Here is a 19,164-nt window from a genome sequence, read left to right as displayed (position 1 = left end):
GGGTTTTTGCTTTGCACGGACCCCGGAGCGGGCGGGTGGCCTGAAAGCGCGGGCGACCCGGTCGAACAGGTCGACCACCAGGTGGTGGCCGACCGGTCCCAGGTAATCCGAGAAAGCTAGGGAGGGGTCTCATCAGCGCCGAGCCCCGCATCAATGACCGTATCCGGGTGCCCGAGGTCCGACTTGTCGGGCCCAACGGCGAGCAGGTCGGAATCGTCTCCGTGCCGGACGCCCTGCGTCTGGCCCAGGAGTCCGACCTCGACCTCGTCGAGGTCGCGCCGACCGCGCGCCCGCCGGTCGCCAAGCTGATGGACTACGGCAAGTTCAAGTACGAGTCCGCGGTCAAGGCCCGTGAGTCGCGCAAGAACCAGTCGAACACGATCATCAAGGAGATCAAGCTCCGCCCGAAGATCGACCCGCACGACTATGAGACCAAGAAGGGTCACGTCGTCCGGTTCCTCAAGGGTGGGGACAAGGTCAAGGTGACGATCATGTTCCGTGGTCGCGAGCAGTCCCGCCCCGAACTCGGGCGCAGGCTGTTGGCGCGTCTGGCCGAGGACGTCCAGGATCTCGGCATGGTCGAGTCCCAGCCCAAGCAGGACGGCCGCAACATGGTCATGGTGATCGGTCCGCACAAGCGGCGTTCCGACCACAAGGCCGAGGCCCGTGCGGCGGCCGGGGACAAGCCCCGCCGTGAGAGCAGCGACCAGGCCTAGGTAGTCCCCCACCGTCCGGCCGCCTTCGAGACGGCCGGACGGTGGGGTGGGCTGTGCGCGAACAGCCCACGATGCACAGGCGTGCGAGACCCGCCTAGCGCGGAACAATCGCGACATTCGTCCCCAGGGCGGATGCCGCGCCGACGGAGTAGGAGACGACGGCGACATGCCGAAGAACAAGTCCCACAGTGGAGCCAAGGACCGTTTCAAGGTCACCGGTTCCGGCAAGATCATGCGCCGCCGTGCCAACAAGAACCACATCCTTGAGCACAAGACCTCCAAGCGCAAGCGCAAGCTGAGCAACGAGGCCGAGCTCTCCCCGGCCGACACCAAGAGCATCAAGAAGCTCCTGGGCCGCTAGGCAACGGCAGTAACCTCAGCCCTTCTCGAAAGTGCCCCGCGTCCGACCCGGTCGGTTCGCTCTGAGCGCTCGAAGGGCGACCACCTGAAGCGAACACGGCCGCCGGGCCAGTCCTGGCCGGACCGGTCGGCGCGCCGTGCGCGTCGAAAGAACCTATGAGGGAGTCACTGTGGCACGCGTGAAGCGGGCTCTCAACGCCAAGAAGAAGCGCAAGGTCGTTCTCGACCGGGCCAGTGGTTACCGCGGGCAGCGCTCGCGCCTTTACCGCAAGGCCAAGGAGCAGATGCTCCACTCGATGACCTACTCCTACCGGGACCGCAAGGACCGCAAGGGGCAGTTCCGTCGTCTGTGGATTCAGCGCATCAACGCGGCCTCCCGCGCTCACGGCCTGACCTACAACCGTCTCATCCAGGGTCTGAAGCTGGCCGAGATCGAGGTCGACCGTCGCATCCTGGCCGACCTGGCCGTCAACGACGCCGCCGCCTTCGCCGTCCTGGTGGAGAAGGCCAAGCAGGCCCTGCCGGCCTCCGTCGCGGCCTAGTCACGGCGAGACGAGACGGGTAGCTATGGCGAGCCACGAGTTCACGAGCGTCCGGTCACCCAGGATCAAGGGGGTTCGGCGGCTCGCCAAACGCACCTTCCGCCAGCGTGAGAGGCGCTTCCTCGCGGAGGGCCCTCAGGCTGTGCGGGAGGCGCTCGCCGCGGCGAGCGGCGACGGGCACGGCGTGCTGGAGGTCTACGCCACGGCGGAGGCCATGCAACGTCACATCGACCTGATGGACGCCGCCCACACGGCCGGCGTCCCCACCCATCAGGTCAGTCTGGACGTGATGTCCGAACTGGCGCAGACCATCACCCCGCAAGGGGTCATCGCGGTCTGCGAGTTCGTCGACGTCCCCTTGGAGCAGGTCACCGACGTGCGGCTGGCCGTCATCCTCTCCCACGTGCGCGACCCCGGCAACGCCGGAACGGTACTGCGCACCGCCGACGCCGCGGGGGCGGACGTCGTCGTCTTCACGGACGCGTCCGTGGATCCCTACAACGGCAAGTGCGTGCGCGCCTCCGCCGGAAGCCTGTTCCACCTGCCCGTGGTCGTGGGCGTGCCGGTCGCCCGGGCGATCGACTTCCTGAACGAGGCGGGCGCCAAGGTGTGGGCCGCCGACGGCGGGGGCGACAAGGACCTGCACCAGGTCGCCGACGACGGTGACCTCGATGGTCCGGTCGGCTGGGTCTTCGGCAACGAGGCCTGGGGACTGCCGGAGGAGACCGTCCGTCTGACCGACGGCGCGGTCAGCGTTCCGATCTACGGCGGGGCCGAAAGCCTGAATCTGGCCACGGCGGCAGCGGTGTGTCTGTACACGACCGCGCGCCAACAGCGGCGCTCCTGAAGCATCCCGGCCACGGGCGAACGACTCCACGGGTGACTACTCCCCGTGTTCAAAGAGTCCTCCTGGGGCGCTCGGAGTTCCCTCGGTGTACACACTCGGTAACAGGTCGTGGCAACCTCGCCGAATGCACGTGCACGAGCCTTGAGTGTCGATAGGGTCGGACCGGCACCACGGTGGCCATGCGGATTCCGCGTGGCCACCCTCACACGACCCGTGTCACGGGTAGAAGGGTGCGCCCGCCCGGCCCACACGGCAGGCTCGGCCACACGGTGTGAGCGTTCGGACGAGGACCGCGTCCGAGGGAGGTGCCCGTCCGCGACCGGTGGACGGGCATCGGTGCCCGTACGCTCGGACTCCCATCCGGGTACGCCTGGACGAGTGAGGCGTACCAGGTGGGAGAGCAGGGTAGACCTGCGGTGGTGTCCAGGGAGAGTCCGCTGAGGACGGACACCACCGAACACAGATCCGCGGCCCAGGACGCCTGAGCCGCGGACCTTCGGAGGGGAGCTGGGGCAGGCGTGGGCAGCGGCCGGCAGGTGGATCGACCGGCGGAGGACTCCGACGGCGCGGCGGCGCAGCCGACGGACGAACCCGTCACCTCCGACCTCGACATCGTCGCCACCGGCGGCATCCCGTTGCACGCGGACGACCTGCCCGACGGCATCGTCGTCGCCGACGCCCGGGGTCGTGTCGTCCTGTTCAACACCCAGGCCGCCCAACTCGTCGGCGTTCCCATCACCTCCGCGCTCGGCCGCGACTTCCGCACCGCCGTGCCCCTACGAGGCCTGGACGGACACGACTGGTGGGAGGCCAGCGACCCCTACGGTGGGGACCGCGACCGCACCCGCCAGATCGAACGGGTCCTTTGCCTGCCCGACGAACGCGAGGTCCTCGTCGCGGCCCGCTACGTGCGGGCCCGCCCCGGAGGTGACCTCGTCCGTCTCGTGGTCAGCCTCAGGGACGCCTCCGCGCGGGCCGAGCGCTCCCGTGCCGACCTGGTCTCCGAGGTCGCCCACGAACTCAGGTCGCCCCTCACCAGCGTCAAGGGCTTCACCTCCACGCTCCTGACCAAGTGGGAACGGCTCACCGACAAACAGAAGCTGTTCATGCTGGAGACCGTGAACGCCGACGCCGACCGCGTCACCCGCCTCATCCACGACCTCCTTGACGTCTCCCGTATCGAGTCGGGACGCCTGGAGGTGCGCCGGCAGGTCGTCGACCTGCCCGAGGCCGTCCGTCGAGTGGTCTCCGGACGGGTCGCCTCCGGTGAGTCGGAGGAGCGTTTCCGGGTCGAAACGCACGGGGACCTGCCCCAGATGTGGCTGGACCCCGACAAACTCGAACAGATCCTCGCCAACCTCGTGGAAAACGGGGTGCGGCACGGCGCTGGTACTGTCAGTATCGTGATCGAGCCGTGTGAAGGAGGAGCAGCGGTGTCGGTGCGCGACGAAGGCCAGGGCATAGCGCCCGAGACCATTCCGCGCGTCTTCCGCCAGTTCTGGCGCAGCAAGCGCCGTGGTGGCACAGGACTCGGACTGTTCATCGTCAAGGGTCTCGTCGAGGCCCACGGCGGCACGATCACCGTCGGCCGCGCCCCCAACGGTGGCGCAGAGTTCCGATTTACCATGCCCGCCGGGACACCCGAGTTCGTCTGATCCCTCAGACTCTTCGGCCCCGGTGGGCGCACGCGGTCCCGTCCCGTCATCCCTTCGTGGATTCCGTCCGGCGCGGCCCGTCAACCCTGGGCTTGCTGTGACACCTGGGTCGACTTCGCACCCGGCCCGCGGTAACCCCGTGCTTCTTCCTGTCGGCTTGGTCCGCCCCCGCGCGGACCCGTGACCACCGCCCGCCTCCGCCTCGCGCGGACGCGGTGACGGCGAGGCAACCACATGTCTGCACCGAACAATTCCTTCGACCCGGTCGAGGTGACCCCCCTGCACCCCGACGAGGTCGCCCGCATGCGCGAGGAGGCGCTGGCCGCCATCGAGGCCGCCGCCGACCTCGCCGAACTCAAGGAGGTCCGGCTCGCCCACGCCGGCGACCGTTCCCCACTGGCCCTGGCCAACCGTGAGATCGGTGCCCTGCCGCCGGCCGCCAAGGCCGAGGCCGGCAAACGCGTGGGCGGCGCCCGCCGCGACGTCGGACAGGCCGTCAAGGCCCGTCAGGCCGTCCTGGAGGCCGAGCGCGACGAACGCGTCCTCGTGGAGGAACGCGTCGACGTCACCCTGCCCTGGGACCGTGCCCCCCGCGGCGCCCGGCACCCGCTGACCACGGTCGCCGAACGCATGGCCGACGTGTTCGTCGGCATGGGCTTCGAGATCGCCGAGGGCCCCGAGATCGAGGCCGAGTGGTTCAACTTCGACGCCCTCAACTTCCAGCCCGACCACCCCGCGCGCACCATGCAGGACACCTTCTTCGTGGAGGGTCCCGACGGCGGGGAGTCCGGCATGGTCCTGCGCACCCACACCTCCCCGGTGCAGGTGCGCTCCCTGCTCACCCGTGAGCTTCCGGTCTACGTCGTCGCGCCGGGCAAGACCTTCCGCACCGACGAGCTCGACGCCACCCACACCCCGGTCTTCCACCAACTCGAAGGCCTGGTGGTCGACAAGGGCATCACGATGGCGCACCTGCGCGGCGCCATCGACACCTTCGTCGAGTCCTTCTTCGGTGAGGCGTTGCGGACCCGCTTCCGTGCCTCCTACTTCCCCTTCACCGAGCCCTCCGCCGAGGTCGACATGGAGTGCTTCGTGTGCCGGGGCGCGTCGGTGGGAGACCCCGACGCACCGTGCCGCACCTGCTCCAGCGAGGGCTGGATCGAGATCGGCGGCTGCGGCGTGGTCAACCCGCGCGTGCTGACCGCCGCCGGGGTGGATCCCGAGGTCTACAGCGGATGGGCCTTCGGCCTGGGAGTGGAACGAACACTGATGTTCGCGCACGGTGTGCGCGATATGCGCGACATGGTCGAGGGTGACATGCGTTTCACCTCGGCGTTCGGGAGTGAGATCTGATGCGTGTTCCCCTGACCTGGCTGCGCGAGTACGTCGAGCTTCCCGCCGACGTCACCGCCCGCGAGCTGGCCTCCCGCCTGACCCTCGCGGGTCTGGAGGTCGAGACCGTCGACGAGCTCGGCACCGACCTGACCGGCCCCATCGTCTTCGGTCGCGTGCTGGAGATCGAGGAGCTCACCGGCTTCAAGAAGCCCATCCGCCACTGCAAGGTGGACGTCGGCGAGGCCAACGGCACCGGTGAGCCCCAGGAGATCGTCTGCGGTGCCCGCAACTTCTCCGAGGGCGACCTGGTCGTCGTCTCCCTGCCCGGCTCCGAACTGCCCGGCGGGTTCAAGATCGGTGCCCGCAAGACCTACGGCAAGATGTCCGCCGGCATGATCTGCTCGGCCACCGAACTCGGCCTGTGGGAGGACCACACCGGCATCGTCGTGCTGCCCGAGGGATTCGGTGCGGTGGGCGACGACGCCATCGCCGTCCTCGGCCTGCGCGAGGACGTCCTCGACATCGCCGTCACCCCGGACCGCGGCTACGCCCTGTCGATGCGCGGCGTGGCCCGTGACGTGGCGGCCCTGTACGGGGTCGACTTCCACGACCCCGCCGAGATGAGCGTCGACGAGCCCACCGGCGAGGGCCACCCCGGTGCCATCGCCGACCCGGCCCTGGCCGACCGCCTCGTGCTGCGCGGTGCCACCGGCTTCGATCCCGAGGCGCCCACCCCGCTGTGGATGAAGCGCCGCCTGCACCAGAGCGGGATGCGCCCCGTCTCCCTGGCCGTGGACGTCACCAACTACGTGATGCTCGAACTCGGTCAGCCGCTGCACGCCTGGGACCGTGACCGGCTCGACGGCACCGTCACCGTGCGCGCCGCGGAGGCGGGCGAGAAGCTGGAGACCCTGGACCACGTCCAGCGTTCCCTGGACGTCGACGACATCGTCATCGCCGACGAGTCCGCCGCCCAGGCGGTGGCCGGCGTCATGGGCGGGGTGGACACCGAGATCGGCTCGACCTCCAGCTCGGTGCTGGTGGAGTCCGCGCACTTCGAACCGCGCCACATCGCCCGTGCCTCGCGTCGACACCAGCTCTCCTCGGAGGCCTCACGTCGCTTCGAGCGTGGCATCGACTCCCAGGTGCAGCTCGCCGCCGCCACCCGCGCGGTCCGGTTGCTGGCCGAACTGGGCGGCGCCACGGTGGAGTCGGCCTACACCCACGTCCACCACGCGTCCGAGCCCACCACCATCACGGTGAGCACCGGGCACGCCGGATCCGTGGCCGGGATCGACTACCCCGAGGGCACCACCGAGAAGTGGCTGCGCGCCATCGGGTGTTCCTTCGAGGCCGACGGCGACGTGCTCACGGTGACCCCGCCGTCCTGGCGGCCGGACCTGACCGACCCCAACGACATCGCCGAAGAGGTCATCCGCTTCGAGGGGTACGAGAACATCCCCTCGATCGGTTTCAAGGGCTCCGGTCGTGGACTCACCGAGAGCCAGCGGCTGCGTCGGGCGGTGGGCCGTACCCTGGCCGCCGTCGGATACAACGAGGTGCTGGCCTACCCGTTCGTCGGCGAGCGCGACCTCGACGGGCTCCAGTTGGCCGCCGACGACCCCCGTCGTGACAACGTGCGCCTGGCCAACCCGCTCAACGACGAGGAACCGCTGCTGCGCACCACGCTGCTGCCGGGGCTGTTCAAGGCCTTGGCGCGCAACGTGGGTCGCGGCCTGACCGACGTCGCCCTGTTCGAGATGGGCCTGGTCTACCGGCCAAGGCCCGGGGCCGGACGCGCCCCGCTGCCCCCGGTGGACCGTCGTCCGAGCGACGAGGAACTGGCCCGCATCGACGCGGCCCTTCCAGAGCAGCCGCGCCGGGTGGGCGTGGTGCTCACCGGGGCCGCGGAGCGCACCGGCTGGTGGGGTCCGGGGCGACAGGCCTCCTGGGCCGACGCGATCCAGGCCGCCCGTGACGTCGCTCGCGTGGCGGGTGTGGGGTTGGAGATCGAGGCCGACACCCGGGCGCCCTGGCACCCGGGGCGTTGCGCGGCCTTGTACGTGAGGGTGGGCGGCGAGCGGGTGCTCGTCGGACACGCCGGTGAGCTGCACCCGCGTACGGTCAAGGCGTTCTCCCTGCCCGAGCGCACCGCCGCCATGGAGCTCGACCTCGACCGGGTCGAGAGCGCCCGCGCCAAGGTCTTCGCGCCCGAGGTCCGCACCTACCCGGTGGCGACCCAGGACGTGGCCATGGTCGTGGACGAGTCCGTCCCGGTCGGCGACATCGGCTCCGCCCTGGCGGAGGGTGCCGGTGAACTCCTTGAGAGCGTGCGTCTGTTCGACGTCTACACCGGTGAGCAGGTGGAGGAGGGGCGTAAGTCCGTGGCCTTCGCGCTGCGCTTCCGCGCCGGTGACCGGACCCTGACCGCGGAGGAGGCCGGAGCGGCCCGCGACGCGGCCGTGGCCCTGGCGACCGAACGCACCGGGGCGGTCCTGCGCGGCTGACCTCGGCGACACGCCGTTCACGCGTGGGCGGGGCGGGTTCTCTCGGAAGGGAGACCCCGCCCCGCCCTTTGCGTCAGGACGGTGACACGACCTTCGACGGGGGTTCTCGGCGTCGCTCGAAACCCCCGGTAGGTTTGCGAAACGTCCGATGAGTGACCCCGGATTCCAAGATTTTTTCGGCCTGTTTTTCCTGCACAGCAAGGGTTTTGGGGATCATGGCCGGGGGTAGCCGGCATGAAGTTTGTGTTTCGGGGCATGAGCCTTCGTTTTGGCTCTTGCTGAGAAGCGGGTCGACAACTTAGCCTGCAATCACCTGACACAACCTGGGCGCCCGGGTAAGGGGTCGGATCCGTTTTCCACTGCGCGTTTTCGCGCACGTCACGGCTCGGAGGTCGCCATATGACCGAAACGGTTGTCTCGTCCGCGCTCACTCCCAAGGAACACCGGGAGCCCAGCCGTCTCTGGCATACCTTCTGCGATATGAACACCGTGGCCAAGGGCCCGGAGTTCGTGGTGGCCCGCGCCGAGGGCGTGTGGCTGTGGGACCGGTCCGGAGACCGCTACCTCGATGGCACGGCCAGCCTCTGGTACTGCAACGTCGGGCACGGTCGCACCGAGATCGCGGACGCGGTCCACCGCCAGATGAACACGCTGGACGCCTACACCGTCTACGGGGACTTCGCCAACGAACCCGCACTTGAGCTGAGCGAACGCCTGGCCGCGCACGCCCCGATCGAGGACCCGCGCACCATCCTCACCTGTGGGGGAGGGGAGTCGATCGACACCGCCGCCAAGCTCGCACGCAGCTACTGGGCGGCGCTGGGACAACCCGACCGGCAACACCTGATCAGCCGCACCGGCGGTTACCACGGCCTCAACGGCTTCGGTACCAGCATCATCGGGATGGAGCGGTTCCGCAGCGGGCACGGTCGCCTCATCGAGGACACCTCCGTGATCCCGCACGACTCCGCGGCCGCGCTGGAGGCGGAGATCCTTCGGGTGGGGGCCGACCGGGTCGCCGCCTTCTTCGCCGAACCCGTCATCGGGGCCGGCGGAGTGTTCCTGCCGACGGACGGATACTTCACCGAGGTCGCGCGGATCTGTCGCAAGTACGGTGTGTTGTTCGTGGTGGACAGCGTCATCTGTGGGTTCGCGCGCATGGGCAACTGGTTCGGGATCGAGCGCTTCGGCGTGAGCCCGGACATGATCGTCTTCGCCAAGGGTGTATCCAGCGGTTACCTGCCGCTGGGCGGGGTCATGGTCAACGGCAGGGTGGCCGACCCGTTCTGGAACCAGGAGGGCAACCCCTTCCTGCACGGCACCACCTACGCCGGCCACCCGTCCGCCTGCGCGGCGGCCCTGGCCAACCTGGACATCCTGGAGCGGGAGGACCTGTTCACGGTCTCTCGCGAGGTGGAGACGCACCTGGACTCGGCGCTGCGCGGACTGGCCGACCACCCGCTGGTGGCCGAGGTCCGCTCCGGTGTCGGGGTGATGGGCGCGGTGGAACTCACCGAGGAGGCGCTCACCGAACGGGGGATCACCACGGCGGAGGTCTTCGCGGAGGCCCGTACCCGAGGGGTGATCGTACGCCCGATCCCAAGGGCCCTGCTGGTCTCGCCACCACTGGTGATCACCTGGGAACAGATCGACCACATGGCCAACACCTTGGCGGCGTCACTGGACGCCGTGATGGCCCGACACTGAGACGGGAGCCCGGGTGGGCTCCCGTCCACAGGTCCGGCACCCACCCGTCGGCGCGAGCGCGCCGACGGGATATTTATTTTTCTAGGAAACTACTGTCCCTGACTGCTATATTCGAGTAATATTTACTCGGAAGATACTTCTCTGGGGTGTGGCCTGGTTCGTGCGCCCTGGGCTACGAACAGGGGGACATATGACCGCGCAACCGATCGACGGTGTCGAGAATACGCACGCCGAGAACCGTCCCGACGACGACGACCTGATCACCGCCTGGGGGCTGGTCTCCGAGGCGATGCACTCCATCGAGCCCAAGCTCCTGAAGGGAATAACCCCCGACGGCAAGGACATGGCCGGTCCCTGGTTCGAAGTGCTCATCCGGCTCCAGCGCACCCCCGAACACCGGTTGCCGATGAGTCGCCTGGCCCGCGAGGTCAGCCTCAGCACCGGCGGCTTCACCAAGCTCGCCGACCGGCTGGAGAAGGAGGGTTACCTGGTACGGAACAATTGTGCCGAGGACCGACGGGTCGTCTACGCGACCCTGAGCGAGAGCGGGTTGGCCTTCATCAGCGCCGCGCGCGACAAGCACGTCCAACGACTGCACGAACACGTGCTCGCCCCACTGGGGAGCGAGGGCGTTCGACAACTCGCCGCCATCGCGCGTACGCTCCGTGACAGTTCGAGCTGAGGGTCTCGGAACCCTACGTAGTCGAATCCCCGTTCAATTGGCTCGGAACCCTCTCGAATGTGCAGAAATCATCCCACGCATGGTCGTTGCCCATGTAGGTTGTCCAGAGGTCGGGGCCCAGAGCGGGGTGGGTCGGTGACACGGATGTTCCGGGGGGAATCATGAGGCTTTTCACCACTGCTGCCCAGCTGAGGCCGATTCCCCGGTCCACACGCTTCGCCAACGGCGGCGTCTCCCACTGGTTCCGTGACATCGGATTGCCCCAACGTCGTGACCCCCTCTCGGGCGACACCGACTACGACGTTTGCGTGGTCGGAGCCGGTTATACCGGTCTGTGGACCGCCTACTACCTGAAGAAGGACCAGCCCGACCTGCGCGTTTGCGTGGTCGAACGCGAGTTCGCCGGCTTCGGTGCGTCGGGCCGTAACGGAGGGTGGCTTTCGGCCGAGTTCGCCGGTTCACGGGAGAGCTACGCACAGTCACATGGCAAGTCGTCCATGGTCGCCCTCCAACGCGGCCTGATGACCACCGTCGACGAGGTGCTCTCGGTCCTGGAGGCCGAGGGCATCGACGCCGACCAGGTCAAAGGCGGTATGTACCTGGTCGCCGGCAACGAGGCCCAGCGCACCCGCCTCCAGGGTCACATCGAGTACCTCCAGGACTGGGGCTACTGGCCCGACGACTTCCACATGGTGGACCCCGACCAGACCCCCCGCATCGCCGTGCGCGACGCCGTCGCCGCCGGCTACACACCGCACGCCGCCCGCCTGCACCCGGCCAAGCTGGTCACCGGGCTGGCCCGCGTGGTGGAGGACCTGGGCGTGGACCTGTTCGAGGGCACCACGGTCGAGGAGATCCGCCCTCGCCAGGGATCCGAACGCCCCGCCGTGGTCACCGACCACGGCACCGTGCGCGCCGACCACGTCGTCCGCGCCACCGAGGGCTTCACCGGAACCCTGCGCGGTCAGAGCCGCAAGTGGCGCCCCATGCACTCGTCGATGATCGTCACCGAACCCATCCCGGACACATTGTGGAAGGGGATCGGTTGGGAGGGCGGCGAGGTCCTGGGCGACGCGGCGCACTTCTACGTCTACGCTCAGCGCACCCCCGACGGGCGCATCGCCGTCGGCGGTCGAGGCGAGTCCAAGCGGCCCGGAGCCTCCCCGGTGGACGAGGGCGCCACCCAACCGCAGGCCATCGTCGAACTCTGGCGCGCCCTGACCCGCATGTTCCCCGAGGTCTCCGACGTTCCGATCGAGCACGCCTGGTCCGGGGTGCTGGGGGTGCCCAAGGACTGGTCGCCCACCGTGCAGCTGGACGCGGAGTCCGGCCTGGCCTGGGCCGGCGGCTACGCCCACAGCGGCGTCTCGATCAGCAACCTGGCCGGGCGAACCCTGCGCGACCTCGTGCTGGGCCGCCGCACCGACCTGACCCGGCTGCCCTGGGTCGGCCACGAGGCCGGCGGTTGGGAGCCCGAGCCGCTGCGCTGGGTCGGCACCCAGGTCGTGAACGGCCTGTACCGCACCGCCGACCGCCGCGAGTTCCGTTCCAGCGGCAAGGGCAACACCTCACGCCTGGCCGGTATCGCCACCCGCATGCCCGGCCGCTGAACATCGAGCCCTGGGCGACGCGGAGTGACCGTGTCGCCCATGTCACGTGAGCGATGGTGGCCACCTTCGAACTTGGTTGCATAAACTTGCAAGGGCATGCATGATGGTCCAATCCATTTCGAAGAGGGGGTCTCACCATGGGATACACAGCGGCGATCGCCGGGGCCAGCGGCTACGCCGGAGGTGAGCTGCTGCGTCTGCTCCTGGGGCACCCCGAGATCGAGATCGGAACCGTCACCGCCGGCGGCAACGCGGGCACCCCCCTCATCCAGCACCAGCCCCACCTGTTTCCGCTCGCGGACCGGATCCTGGCCCCTACGACGATCGAGGAACTGCGCGGTCACGACGTCGTCTACCTCGCCCTGCCACACGGCCAATCCGCCGACATCGCCCGAGAACTCGGCGACGACGTCCTCGTGGTCGACTGCGGCGCCGACTTCCGCCTCGACGACGCCGCCGCCTGGGAACGCTTCTACGGCACCCCCCACGCCGGAACCTGGCCCTACGGTCTGCCCGAACTCCCCGGTCGGCGCGAACAGCTCACCGACGCCCGCCGGGTCGCCGTCCCGGGCTGCCACGTCACCGTCGCCACCCTCGGACTCTTCCCCGGTCTGGCCGAACAGCTCGTCGAACCCGACCTGACCGTGGTCGCCGTCACCGGCACCTCCGGCGCGGGAAAGGCGCCCAAGCCCAACCTGGTCGGCAGCGAGATCATGGGCGCGCTCAGCCCCTACGGGGTCGGCGGCGCCCACCGGCACAACCCCGAGATCATCCAGAACCTCACCTCCGTCACCGGAGAGCCGGTCCGCCTGTCCTTCACCCCGGTCCTGGCCCCGTTGCCCCGCGGCATCCTCGCCACCTGCACCGCGCCCCTCAAGCCCGGCGCCACCGCCGACCAGGTCCGTGCGGCCTACGAGACCGCCTACGCCGACGAACCCTTCGTCCACCTGCTGCCCGAGGGCACTTGGCCCAACACCGCCATGACCCTGGCCGCCAACACCACCCTCGTACAGGTCACCACGGACGCGGAGGCCGGCCGCCTGGTCGCCGTCGCGGCCCTGGACAACCTCACCAAGGGCACCGCCGGTGGCGCGATCCAGAGCACCAACCTCGCCCTCGGCCTCCCCGAGACCACCGGACTGCCGCTCGCCGCGGTCGCCCCCTGAGGAAAGGAGACACCCGATGAGTGTCACCGCGCCCCAGGGATTCCGCGCCGCGGGCGTCCACGCCGGCACCACCTCCGGTAACCGCCGTGACGTCGCCATCGTGGTCAACGACGGGCCCTCCCCGGCCGCCGGAGCGGTCTTCGCAGACCACCCGGACCCGGCCGCGCCGACCCTGTGGTCCCGCCAGGTCGTCGCGGGCGGACGCGTGCGCGCCGTGGTCCTCGACTCCGGCTGCGCCAACGCCGGCACCGGACCGCTCGGCTTCCAGGACGCCCACTCCCAAGCCGAACGCGCCGCCGAACTGCTCTCCGACTCCGCCGCCGAGATCGTGTTGGGCGCGGCCGGCCCCGTCGGGACCAGACCACCCCTGGACACCCTTGGGAAAGGCCTGACCAAGGCCGTCGCCGAGGCCGGACGAGGCGGGGGCCTGGCCGCCGCCGACGCCATCCGCACCAACGACACCGTCGCCAAGATCGCCTTCCGACGCGGAGGGGGGATCACCGTCGGTGGCATGGCCAAGGGCCCCGACCCCTCCCTGGGATCGGTCCTGTGCGTGCTCACCACCGACGCCGCCCTGGAACACCACCAGTGTCAGGCCATGGTCGAGGAGGCCGCAGCCGAGGCCTTCGCGCCGCTGACCGGCACCAACGACATGGTGCTGTTCATGGCCGGCGGAGCCGCCGAGGGCCCCACCGACGAGAACGTCGTCCGGGACCTCCTGGCCCGGGTATGCACCGAACTCGCCGCCCAGCTCGACGCCGATCCCCCCACAACCGAAGACAGGCAGGTCACCGCATGAACTCCCGCTCCGCACAGGACCAGGCCCGGGCCCTGGACAAGGCGGCCAACCTCATCGAGGCGCTGCCCTGGCTCTCGCGCTTCCACGGACGCACCGTCGTGGTCAAGTACGGCGGCAACGCCATGATCAGCGAGGAGTTGCGGGTCCGCTTCGCCGAATCCATCGTCTTCCTGCACTACGCCGGACTGCGTCCCGTCGTCGTCCATGGCGGCGGCCCCCAGATCAGCGCCATGCTCGAACGCTCCGGAGTGGAGTCCACCTTCACCGCCGGTCTGCGCGTCACCACCGACGAGGCCATGGACATCGTCCGCATGGTGCTCACCGGCCAGGTCAACCGTGAGATCGTCGGCCTGATCAACCAGCACGGCCCCTTCGCCGTGGGCATGTCCGGTGAGGACGCCAACCTCCTGTACGCCGAACGCAAGAACGTGGAGGTCGACGGAGAGAGGGTCGACATCGGCCGCGTCGGCGAGGTCCGCGAGGTCGACCCCGGCGCGATCTCCGCGCTCATCGCGGACGGGCGCATCCCCGTCGTCTCCAGCGTCGCCCGCGCCGACGACGGCGGTGTCTACAACATCAACGCCGACACCGCCGCCTCCGCCCTCGCGGTCGCGCTCGGCGCCAGCAAACTCATCATGCTCACCGACGTCGAGGGTCTGTTCGCCGACTATCCGGCCAACACCGACCTCATCAGCCGACTGAACGTGGACGAGCTGCGTGCCGTGCTGCCCTCCCTGTCCTCCGGCATGCTCCCCAAGATGGAGGCGTGCCTGAACGCGGTCGAGGGCGGCGTCCCCCAAGCCCACATCATCGACGGCCGGGTCCCGCACTCCCTGCTCCTGGAGGTCTTCACCGACCGGGGCGTGGGCACCATGGTCGCCGACGAAGTACTCGAAGCCGAGCTGCTCGGCGGCCACGGCCACTACCCGCGCCCCTGGCGCCCGACCCACACCGACGCTACGAACCCGGGAGAGACAAAGTGACCAGCAGCGAACTGAGGGAGCGCTTCGAAGCCTCGCTCATGCCCAACTACGGGGTCCCCCCGATCGCCCTCACCCTCGGGCGCGGCTGCGAGGTCTACGACGCCGACGGCCGCCAATACCTCGACCTCATCGCGGGCATCGCCGTGTCCGCCCTGGGACACGGCCACCCCGCCCTGGTCCAGGCGGTCGCCCGTCAGGCGGCCACCCTGGCCCACACCAGCAACCTGTTCGTGCACGAACGTGAGGTCCAACTCGCCGAACGCCTCATCGGCCTGGTCGGCGGGGACGCCAAGGTCTTCCTCGCCAACTCCGGCACCGAGGCCAACGAGGCCGCCCTGAAGCTGGTCAAGCGTGCGGCCGGCCCCGCTCGGCACTACTTCGTCGCCACCGACAAGGGCTTCCACGGCCGTAGCTCCGGCGCGCTCGCCCTCACCGGCAAGGACGCCATCCGTGAACCCTTCGGTCCCTTCGGCATGGACGTGCGCTTTGTCCCGCACGGTGACCTGGACGCGCTCACCGAGGCCGTGGACGAGCACTGCGTCGCCGTGTTCCTCGAACCCACCCAGGGAGAGGCCGGGGTCGTCCCCGCGCCGGAGGGCTACCTCACCGGCGTACGCGCCCTGTGCGATCGCACCGGAGCCGCCTTCGTCCTCGACGAGATCCAGAGCGGCATCGGCCGCACCGGCGCGTGGTTCGCCCACCAGGCCGAGGACGTGCGCCCCGACGTGCTCACCCTCGCCAAGGGCCTGGGCGGCGGCCTGCCCATCGGCGCCACCATCGGTTTCGGCCGCTTCGCCGACGCCTTCCACAAGGGCGACCACGGCTCCACCTTCGGCGGTAACCCGGTGGCCTGCGCCGCGGCGCTCGCGGTCATCGACACCATCGAGGAAGAGAACCTGCTGGAGCACGTTCAGGTGATGGGCGGGGTGCTCGCCGAACACATCGAAGGCATCGACCACCCCCTGCTGGCCGGCCAACGCGGCAGCGGATTGTGGCGCGCCCTCGAACTCACCGGCCCGCACGCCGCCCACGTCCAGGAACAGGCCGCGGTCCGCGGGTTCCTGATCAACGCGGTGACCCCCGACACCATCCGCATCGCCCCGCCCCTGGTCATCACCCCCGAGGAGATCGGGGTGTTCATCGAGGCCCTGCCGACCATCCTGGACGCCGCCGAGGCCGCCGCGACGAAGGAGCCGCAGTCATGACCCGTCACTTCCTGCGCGACGACGACCTCGACCCTCAGGAACAGGCGCGAGTCCTGGACCTGGCCGACGAGATGAAGAGGGACCGTTTCGGCCACCGGCCCCTGTCCGGCCCGCGCACCGTCGCCCTCATCTTCGACAAGCCCTCCACCCGGACCCGCCTGTCCTTCTCGGTGGGCGTGGCCGACCTGGGCGGCAGCCCGCTCGTCCTGGACTCCGGCAGCACCCAGATGGGCCGCGGCGAACCCCTGGAGGACACCGCCAGGGTCCTGGAACGCCAGGTCGCCGCCGTGGTCTGGCGCACCTTCGCCCAGGCCGACCTGGAGAACCTGGCCCGCCACATCAACGTGCCGGTGGTCAACTCCCTCACCGACGAGTTCCACCCCTGCCAGATCCTCGCCGACCTGCAGACCATCCGGGAGCACAAGGGCGCCCTGGCCGGCCTCACCCTCGCCTACCTGGGTGACGGCGCCAACAACATGTCCCACTCCTACCTGCTGGGCTGCGCCACCGCCGGCATGCACGTACGGATCGGAGCGCCGGACGGATTCCACCCCGACCCGGTCGTCCTCACCCGCGCCCAGGAGCTCGCCGCCACCACCGGGGGTTCGATCACCGTCACCACCGACGCCCGTGAGGCCGCCGAGAACGCGGACGTGGTCGCCACCGACACCTGGGTCTCCATGGGCCAGGAAGGTGAGAAGGAGTCCCGCGAGGCGCCCTTCCGCCCCTACATCGTCGACGAGGCGCTCATGGAGGTCACCCACCCCGAGTCGATCGTCCTGCACTGCCTGCCCGCCTACCGCGGCAAGGAGATCACCGCCGGGGTCATCGACGGCCCCCGGAGCGTGGTCTGGGACGAGGCGGAGAACCGCCGCCACGCCCAGAAGGCCCTCCTGGCCTTCCTCCTGGACGAGAACGACAAGCTGCCGACCCAGGGATGACGAACAACGACGGCGGCGCCACCGCACCCATGACCAAGGCCGCCAGACACGCGAGAATCACGGACGTCCTCACCCGCGAGGACGTCCGCTCCCAGGGCGAACTGGCCAAACGCCTCTCCGAGGGCGGCGTACAGGTCACCCAGGCCACCCTCTCCCGGGACCTGGACGAGCTCGGCGCGGTCAAACTCCGCACCGCCGACGGCAACCTGGCCTACGTCCTGCCCGGGGAGGGCGGCGAGCGCCTGCAACGCACCCGCCCCGACAGCCTCGACCTCGAACAGGTCTCCGGCGCACGCCTGAACCGACTCGCCGAGGACCTCCTCGTCTCCGCCGAGGCCTCCGCCAACATGGTCATAGTGCGCACCCCGCCCGGGGCCGCGCAGTTCCTGGCGTCGGCCATCGACCACACCGACTTCCACGCGATCCTGGGCACCATCGCCGGCGACGACACCATCCTGGTGATCTCCCGCGACCCCCAGGGCGGGGAGGACCTGGCCGCCGCACTCCTCCGACTGGCCGACCGCAGACCCTGACGGCACGCACCCGCACCGTCCACACCGACCGAAACACTCAAGGAGAACACCATGGCCGACCAGCCCGAGGCCCTGCGCCTGTGGGGCGGCCGCTTCGAGGGCGGACCGGACCAGGCCCTGGCCCGCCTGTCGCTGAGCACCCACTTCGACTGGCGGCTGGCCCGCCACGACATCGCGGGCTCGCGCGCCCACGCCCGCGCCCTGCACCGTGCCGGGCTGCTCGACGCCGACGAACTCGACCGCATGATCGAGGGACTCGACCGGCTGGAGGTCGACGTGGCCTCGGGCGAGTTCACCCCCGTCCTGGCGGACGAGGACGTGCACACCGCGCTCGAACGCGGCTTCATCGAGCGGGTCGGCGCCGAACTCGGCGGTCGGCTGCGCGCGGGACGCTCCCGCAACGACCAGATCGCCACCCTGGTCCGCATGTACCTGCGCGAGGAGGCCCGCACCATCACCGACGGGCTGCTCGACCTGGTGCGCGCCCTCGCGGACCAGGCCGGGGCCCACCCCGACGCCGCCATGCCCGGCCGCACACACCTGCAGCACGCCCAACCGATCCTGCTCGGCCACCAACTGATGGCCCACGCCTGGCCGCTGATCCGCGACGTCGAACGGATCCGGGACTGGGACCGCCGCGCCGCCGTCTCCGCCTACGGGTCCGGTGCCCTGGCCGGTTCCTCCCTCGGGCTGGACCCGGAGGAGGTCGCCACCGAACTCGGGTTCCCCGACTCGGTGGAGAACTCCATCGACGGCACCGCCTCGCGCGACGTCGTCGCCGAGTTCGCGTTCGTCACCGCGATGATCGGCGTGGACCTGTCCCGGTTGTCCGAGGAGATCATCCTCTGGGCGACCAAGGAGTTCTCCTTCGTCACGCTCGACGACGCCTTCTCCACCGGTTCGTCGATCATGCCGCAGAAGAAGAACCCCGACGTGGCCGAACTGGCCCGAGGCAAGGCCGGTCGCCTGGTCGGCGACCTCACCGGCCTGCTCACCACCCTCAAGGGTCTGCCGTTGGCCTACAACCGGGACCTGCAGGAGGACAAGGAACCCGTCTTCGACGCCGTGGACAGCCTCCACCTGCTGCTGCCCGCCATGACCGGGATGGTCGCCACCCTGACCTTCCACACCGACCGGATGGCCGAGCTCGCCCCCCAAGGCTTCTCCCTGGCCACCGACATCGCCGAATGGCTGGTCCGCGAAGGGGTGCCCTTCCGGGACGCCCACGAGATCGCCGGTGGTTGCGTGCGCGTGTGCGAGGAACGCGGCATCGACCTGCCCGACCTGACCGACGCCGACTTCGCCGCGATCTCCGGGCACCTCACCCCGGCCGTCCGCGAGGTCCTCACCGTCCCCGGCTCCCTCGCCTCCCGTTCGGGCAAGGGCGGTACCGCCCCGGTCCGGGTCGCCGAACAGTTGGAGCGGCTGCGCTCCGCCGTCGAGGAACACCGCAAGGGCTTCACCGCGTAGACGCCGTTCGGTGACCACGGTGCCCGAACACACCGAAGCGCTAGCGGAGGCGCTCAGCGGTAGCGCGTCCGCATCACCCGAGGTGACGCGGTTTCCACGACCGATG

Annotated in this window: 17 protein-coding genes; all 17 read left to right on the top strand. The window is 69.8% G+C overall.

Annotation, left to right across the window (positions count from 1 at the left end; genetic code table 11):
* Positions 1-131 precede the first annotated feature (131 nt).
* The 17 genes from infC (at position 132) to argH (ending at position 19,058) form a co-directional block, all read left to right on the top strand.
* Positions 132-716 carry a translation initiation factor IF-3 gene (gene infC / locus ABZ717_RS10790; protein ID WP_084392792.1) on the top strand — a complete coding sequence of 195 codons (585 nt, stop codon included), beginning with the start codon at positions 132-134 and terminating at the stop codon, positions 714-716.
* A 166-nt stretch (positions 717-882) separates the two neighbouring features.
* Positions 883-1,077, top strand: coding sequence for a 50S ribosomal protein L35 (gene rpmI / locus ABZ717_RS10785; RefSeq protein WP_067607638.1), 195 nt, complete (start codon positions 883-885; stop codon positions 1,075-1,077).
* Positions 1,078-1,246: 169 nt separating this feature from the next.
* Positions 1,247-1,618, top strand: a complete 372-nt coding sequence (gene rplT, locus ABZ717_RS10780) for a 50S ribosomal protein L20 (RefSeq protein WP_358508159.1) — start codon at positions 1,247-1,249, stop codon at positions 1,616-1,618.
* A gap of 25 nt (positions 1,619-1,643) precedes the next feature.
* Positions 1,644-2,465, top strand: a complete 822-nt coding sequence (locus tag ABZ717_RS10775) for an RNA methyltransferase (protein ID WP_358508157.1) — start codon at positions 1,644-1,646, stop codon at positions 2,463-2,465.
* Between the two features lie 518 nt (positions 2,466-2,983).
* Positions 2,984-4,120 carry a HAMP domain-containing sensor histidine kinase gene (locus ABZ717_RS10770; protein WP_358508155.1) on the top strand — a complete coding sequence of 379 codons (1,137 nt, stop codon included), beginning with the start codon at positions 2,984-2,986 and terminating at the stop codon, positions 4,118-4,120.
* A 234-nt stretch (positions 4,121-4,354) separates the two neighbouring features.
* Positions 4,355-5,473: a phenylalanine--tRNA ligase subunit alpha gene (gene pheS, locus ABZ717_RS10765; RefSeq protein ID WP_358508153.1), complete on the top strand. Its 1,119-nt coding sequence runs from the start codon at positions 4,355-4,357 to the stop codon at positions 5,471-5,473.
* Positions 5,473-7,962, top strand: a complete 2,490-nt coding sequence (gene pheT, locus ABZ717_RS10760) for a phenylalanine--tRNA ligase subunit beta (RefSeq protein WP_358508151.1) — start codon at positions 5,473-5,475, stop codon at positions 7,960-7,962. The genes pheS and pheT overlap by 1 nt, the downstream gene beginning before the upstream one ends.
* A gap of 480 nt (positions 7,963-8,442) precedes the next feature.
* Positions 8,443-9,669, top strand: coding sequence for an aspartate aminotransferase family protein (locus tag ABZ717_RS10755; RefSeq protein ID WP_358508249.1), 1,227 nt, complete (start codon positions 8,443-8,445; stop codon positions 9,667-9,669).
* Positions 9,670-9,859: 190 nt separating this feature from the next.
* The gene (locus ABZ717_RS10750) at positions 9,860-10,351 is read left to right on the top strand and encodes a MarR family transcriptional regulator (protein ID WP_358508149.1); all 492 of its coding nucleotides are present in this window, start codon (positions 9,860-9,862) and stop codon (positions 10,349-10,351) included.
* 161 nt (positions 10,352-10,512) lie between these two features.
* The gene (locus ABZ717_RS10745; protein WP_358508147.1) at positions 10,513-11,961 is read left to right on the top strand and encodes an FAD-binding oxidoreductase; all 1,449 of its coding nucleotides are present in this window, start codon (positions 10,513-10,515) and stop codon (positions 11,959-11,961) included.
* Between the two features lie 137 nt (positions 11,962-12,098).
* Positions 12,099-13,127, top strand: coding sequence for an N-acetyl-gamma-glutamyl-phosphate reductase (gene argC, locus ABZ717_RS10740; RefSeq protein WP_358508145.1), 1,029 nt, complete (start codon positions 12,099-12,101; stop codon positions 13,125-13,127).
* A 16-nt stretch (positions 13,128-13,143) separates the two neighbouring features.
* On the top strand, positions 13,144-13,926 hold the full coding sequence (locus ABZ717_RS10735) for a bifunctional ornithine acetyltransferase/N-acetylglutamate synthase (protein WP_358508143.1): 783 nt from the start codon (positions 13,144-13,146) through the stop codon (positions 13,924-13,926).
* The gene (argB, locus tag ABZ717_RS10730) at positions 13,923-14,909 is read left to right on the top strand and encodes an acetylglutamate kinase (RefSeq protein WP_358508141.1); all 987 of its coding nucleotides are present in this window, start codon (positions 13,923-13,925) and stop codon (positions 14,907-14,909) included. Before ABZ717_RS10735 ends, argB begins: the two co-directional genes overlap by 4 nt.
* The gene (locus tag ABZ717_RS10725) at positions 14,906-16,114 is read left to right on the top strand and encodes an acetylornithine transaminase (RefSeq protein ID WP_358508139.1); all 1,209 of its coding nucleotides are present in this window, start codon (positions 14,906-14,908) and stop codon (positions 16,112-16,114) included. Before argB ends, ABZ717_RS10725 begins: the two co-directional genes overlap by 4 nt.
* Positions 16,111-17,055, top strand: coding sequence for an ornithine carbamoyltransferase (gene argF / locus ABZ717_RS10720; RefSeq protein ID WP_358508137.1), 945 nt, complete (start codon positions 16,111-16,113; stop codon positions 17,053-17,055). Before ABZ717_RS10725 ends, argF begins: the two co-directional genes overlap by 4 nt.
* Positions 17,052-17,588, top strand: a complete 537-nt coding sequence (locus ABZ717_RS10715) for an arginine repressor (protein WP_358508135.1) — start codon at positions 17,052-17,054, stop codon at positions 17,586-17,588. The genes argF and ABZ717_RS10715 overlap by 4 nt, the downstream gene beginning before the upstream one ends.
* A 51-nt stretch (positions 17,589-17,639) precedes the next feature.
* A complete protein-coding gene (gene argH / locus ABZ717_RS10710) occupies positions 17,640-19,058 on the top strand; it encodes an argininosuccinate lyase (protein ID WP_358508133.1) in 1,419 nt (472 codons plus the stop codon).
* Positions 19,059-19,164: the final 106 nt, after the last annotated feature.

Origin of the sequence: Nocardiopsis sp. NPDC006832, assembly GCF_040635885.1 — a bacterium.
Taxonomy (GTDB): domain Bacteria; phylum Actinomycetota; class Actinomycetes; order Streptosporangiales; family Streptosporangiaceae; genus Nocardiopsis.
Note: the sequence above shows the minus strand (reverse complement) of the source record. Positions and strands in the feature narration are given on the sequence as shown.

Bases quoted from the DNA above. Each gene is read 5' to 3' on its own strand.
- rpmI (WP_067607638.1), top strand. From the start codon at position 883: ATGCCGAAGAACAAGTCCCACAGTGGAGCCAAGGACCGTTTCAAGGTC.
- ABZ717_RS10775 (WP_358508157.1), top strand. From the start codon at position 1,644: ATGGCGAGCCACGAGTTCACGAGCGTCCGGTCACCCAGGATCAAGGGG.
- pheS (WP_358508153.1), top strand. From the start codon at position 4,355: ATGTCTGCACCGAACAATTCCTTCGACCCGGTCGAGGTGACCCCCCTG.
- pheT (WP_358508151.1), top strand. From the start codon at position 5,473: ATGCGTGTTCCCCTGACCTGGCTGCGCGAGTACGTCGAGCTTCCCGCC.
- ABZ717_RS10755 (WP_358508249.1), top strand. From the start codon at position 8,443: ATGAACACCGTGGCCAAGGGCCCGGAGTTCGTGGTGGCCCGCGCCGAG.
- ABZ717_RS10750 (WP_358508149.1), top strand. From the start codon at position 9,860: ATGACCGCGCAACCGATCGACGGTGTCGAGAATACGCACGCCGAGAAC.
- ABZ717_RS10745 (WP_358508147.1), top strand. From the start codon at position 10,513: ATGAGGCTTTTCACCACTGCTGCCCAGCTGAGGCCGATTCCCCGGTCC.
- argC (WP_358508145.1), top strand. From the start codon at position 12,099: ATGGGATACACAGCGGCGATCGCCGGGGCCAGCGGCTACGCCGGAGGT.
- ABZ717_RS10735 (WP_358508143.1), top strand. From the start codon at position 13,144: ATGAGTGTCACCGCGCCCCAGGGATTCCGCGCCGCGGGCGTCCACGCC.
- argB (WP_358508141.1), top strand. From the start codon at position 13,923: ATGAACTCCCGCTCCGCACAGGACCAGGCCCGGGCCCTGGACAAGGCG.
- argF (WP_358508137.1), top strand. From the start codon at position 16,111: ATGACCCGTCACTTCCTGCGCGACGACGACCTCGACCCTCAGGAACAG.
- ABZ717_RS10715 (WP_358508135.1), top strand. From the start codon at position 17,052: ATGACGAACAACGACGGCGGCGCCACCGCACCCATGACCAAGGCCGCC.
- argH (WP_358508133.1), top strand. From the start codon at position 17,640: ATGGCCGACCAGCCCGAGGCCCTGCGCCTGTGGGGCGGCCGCTTCGAG.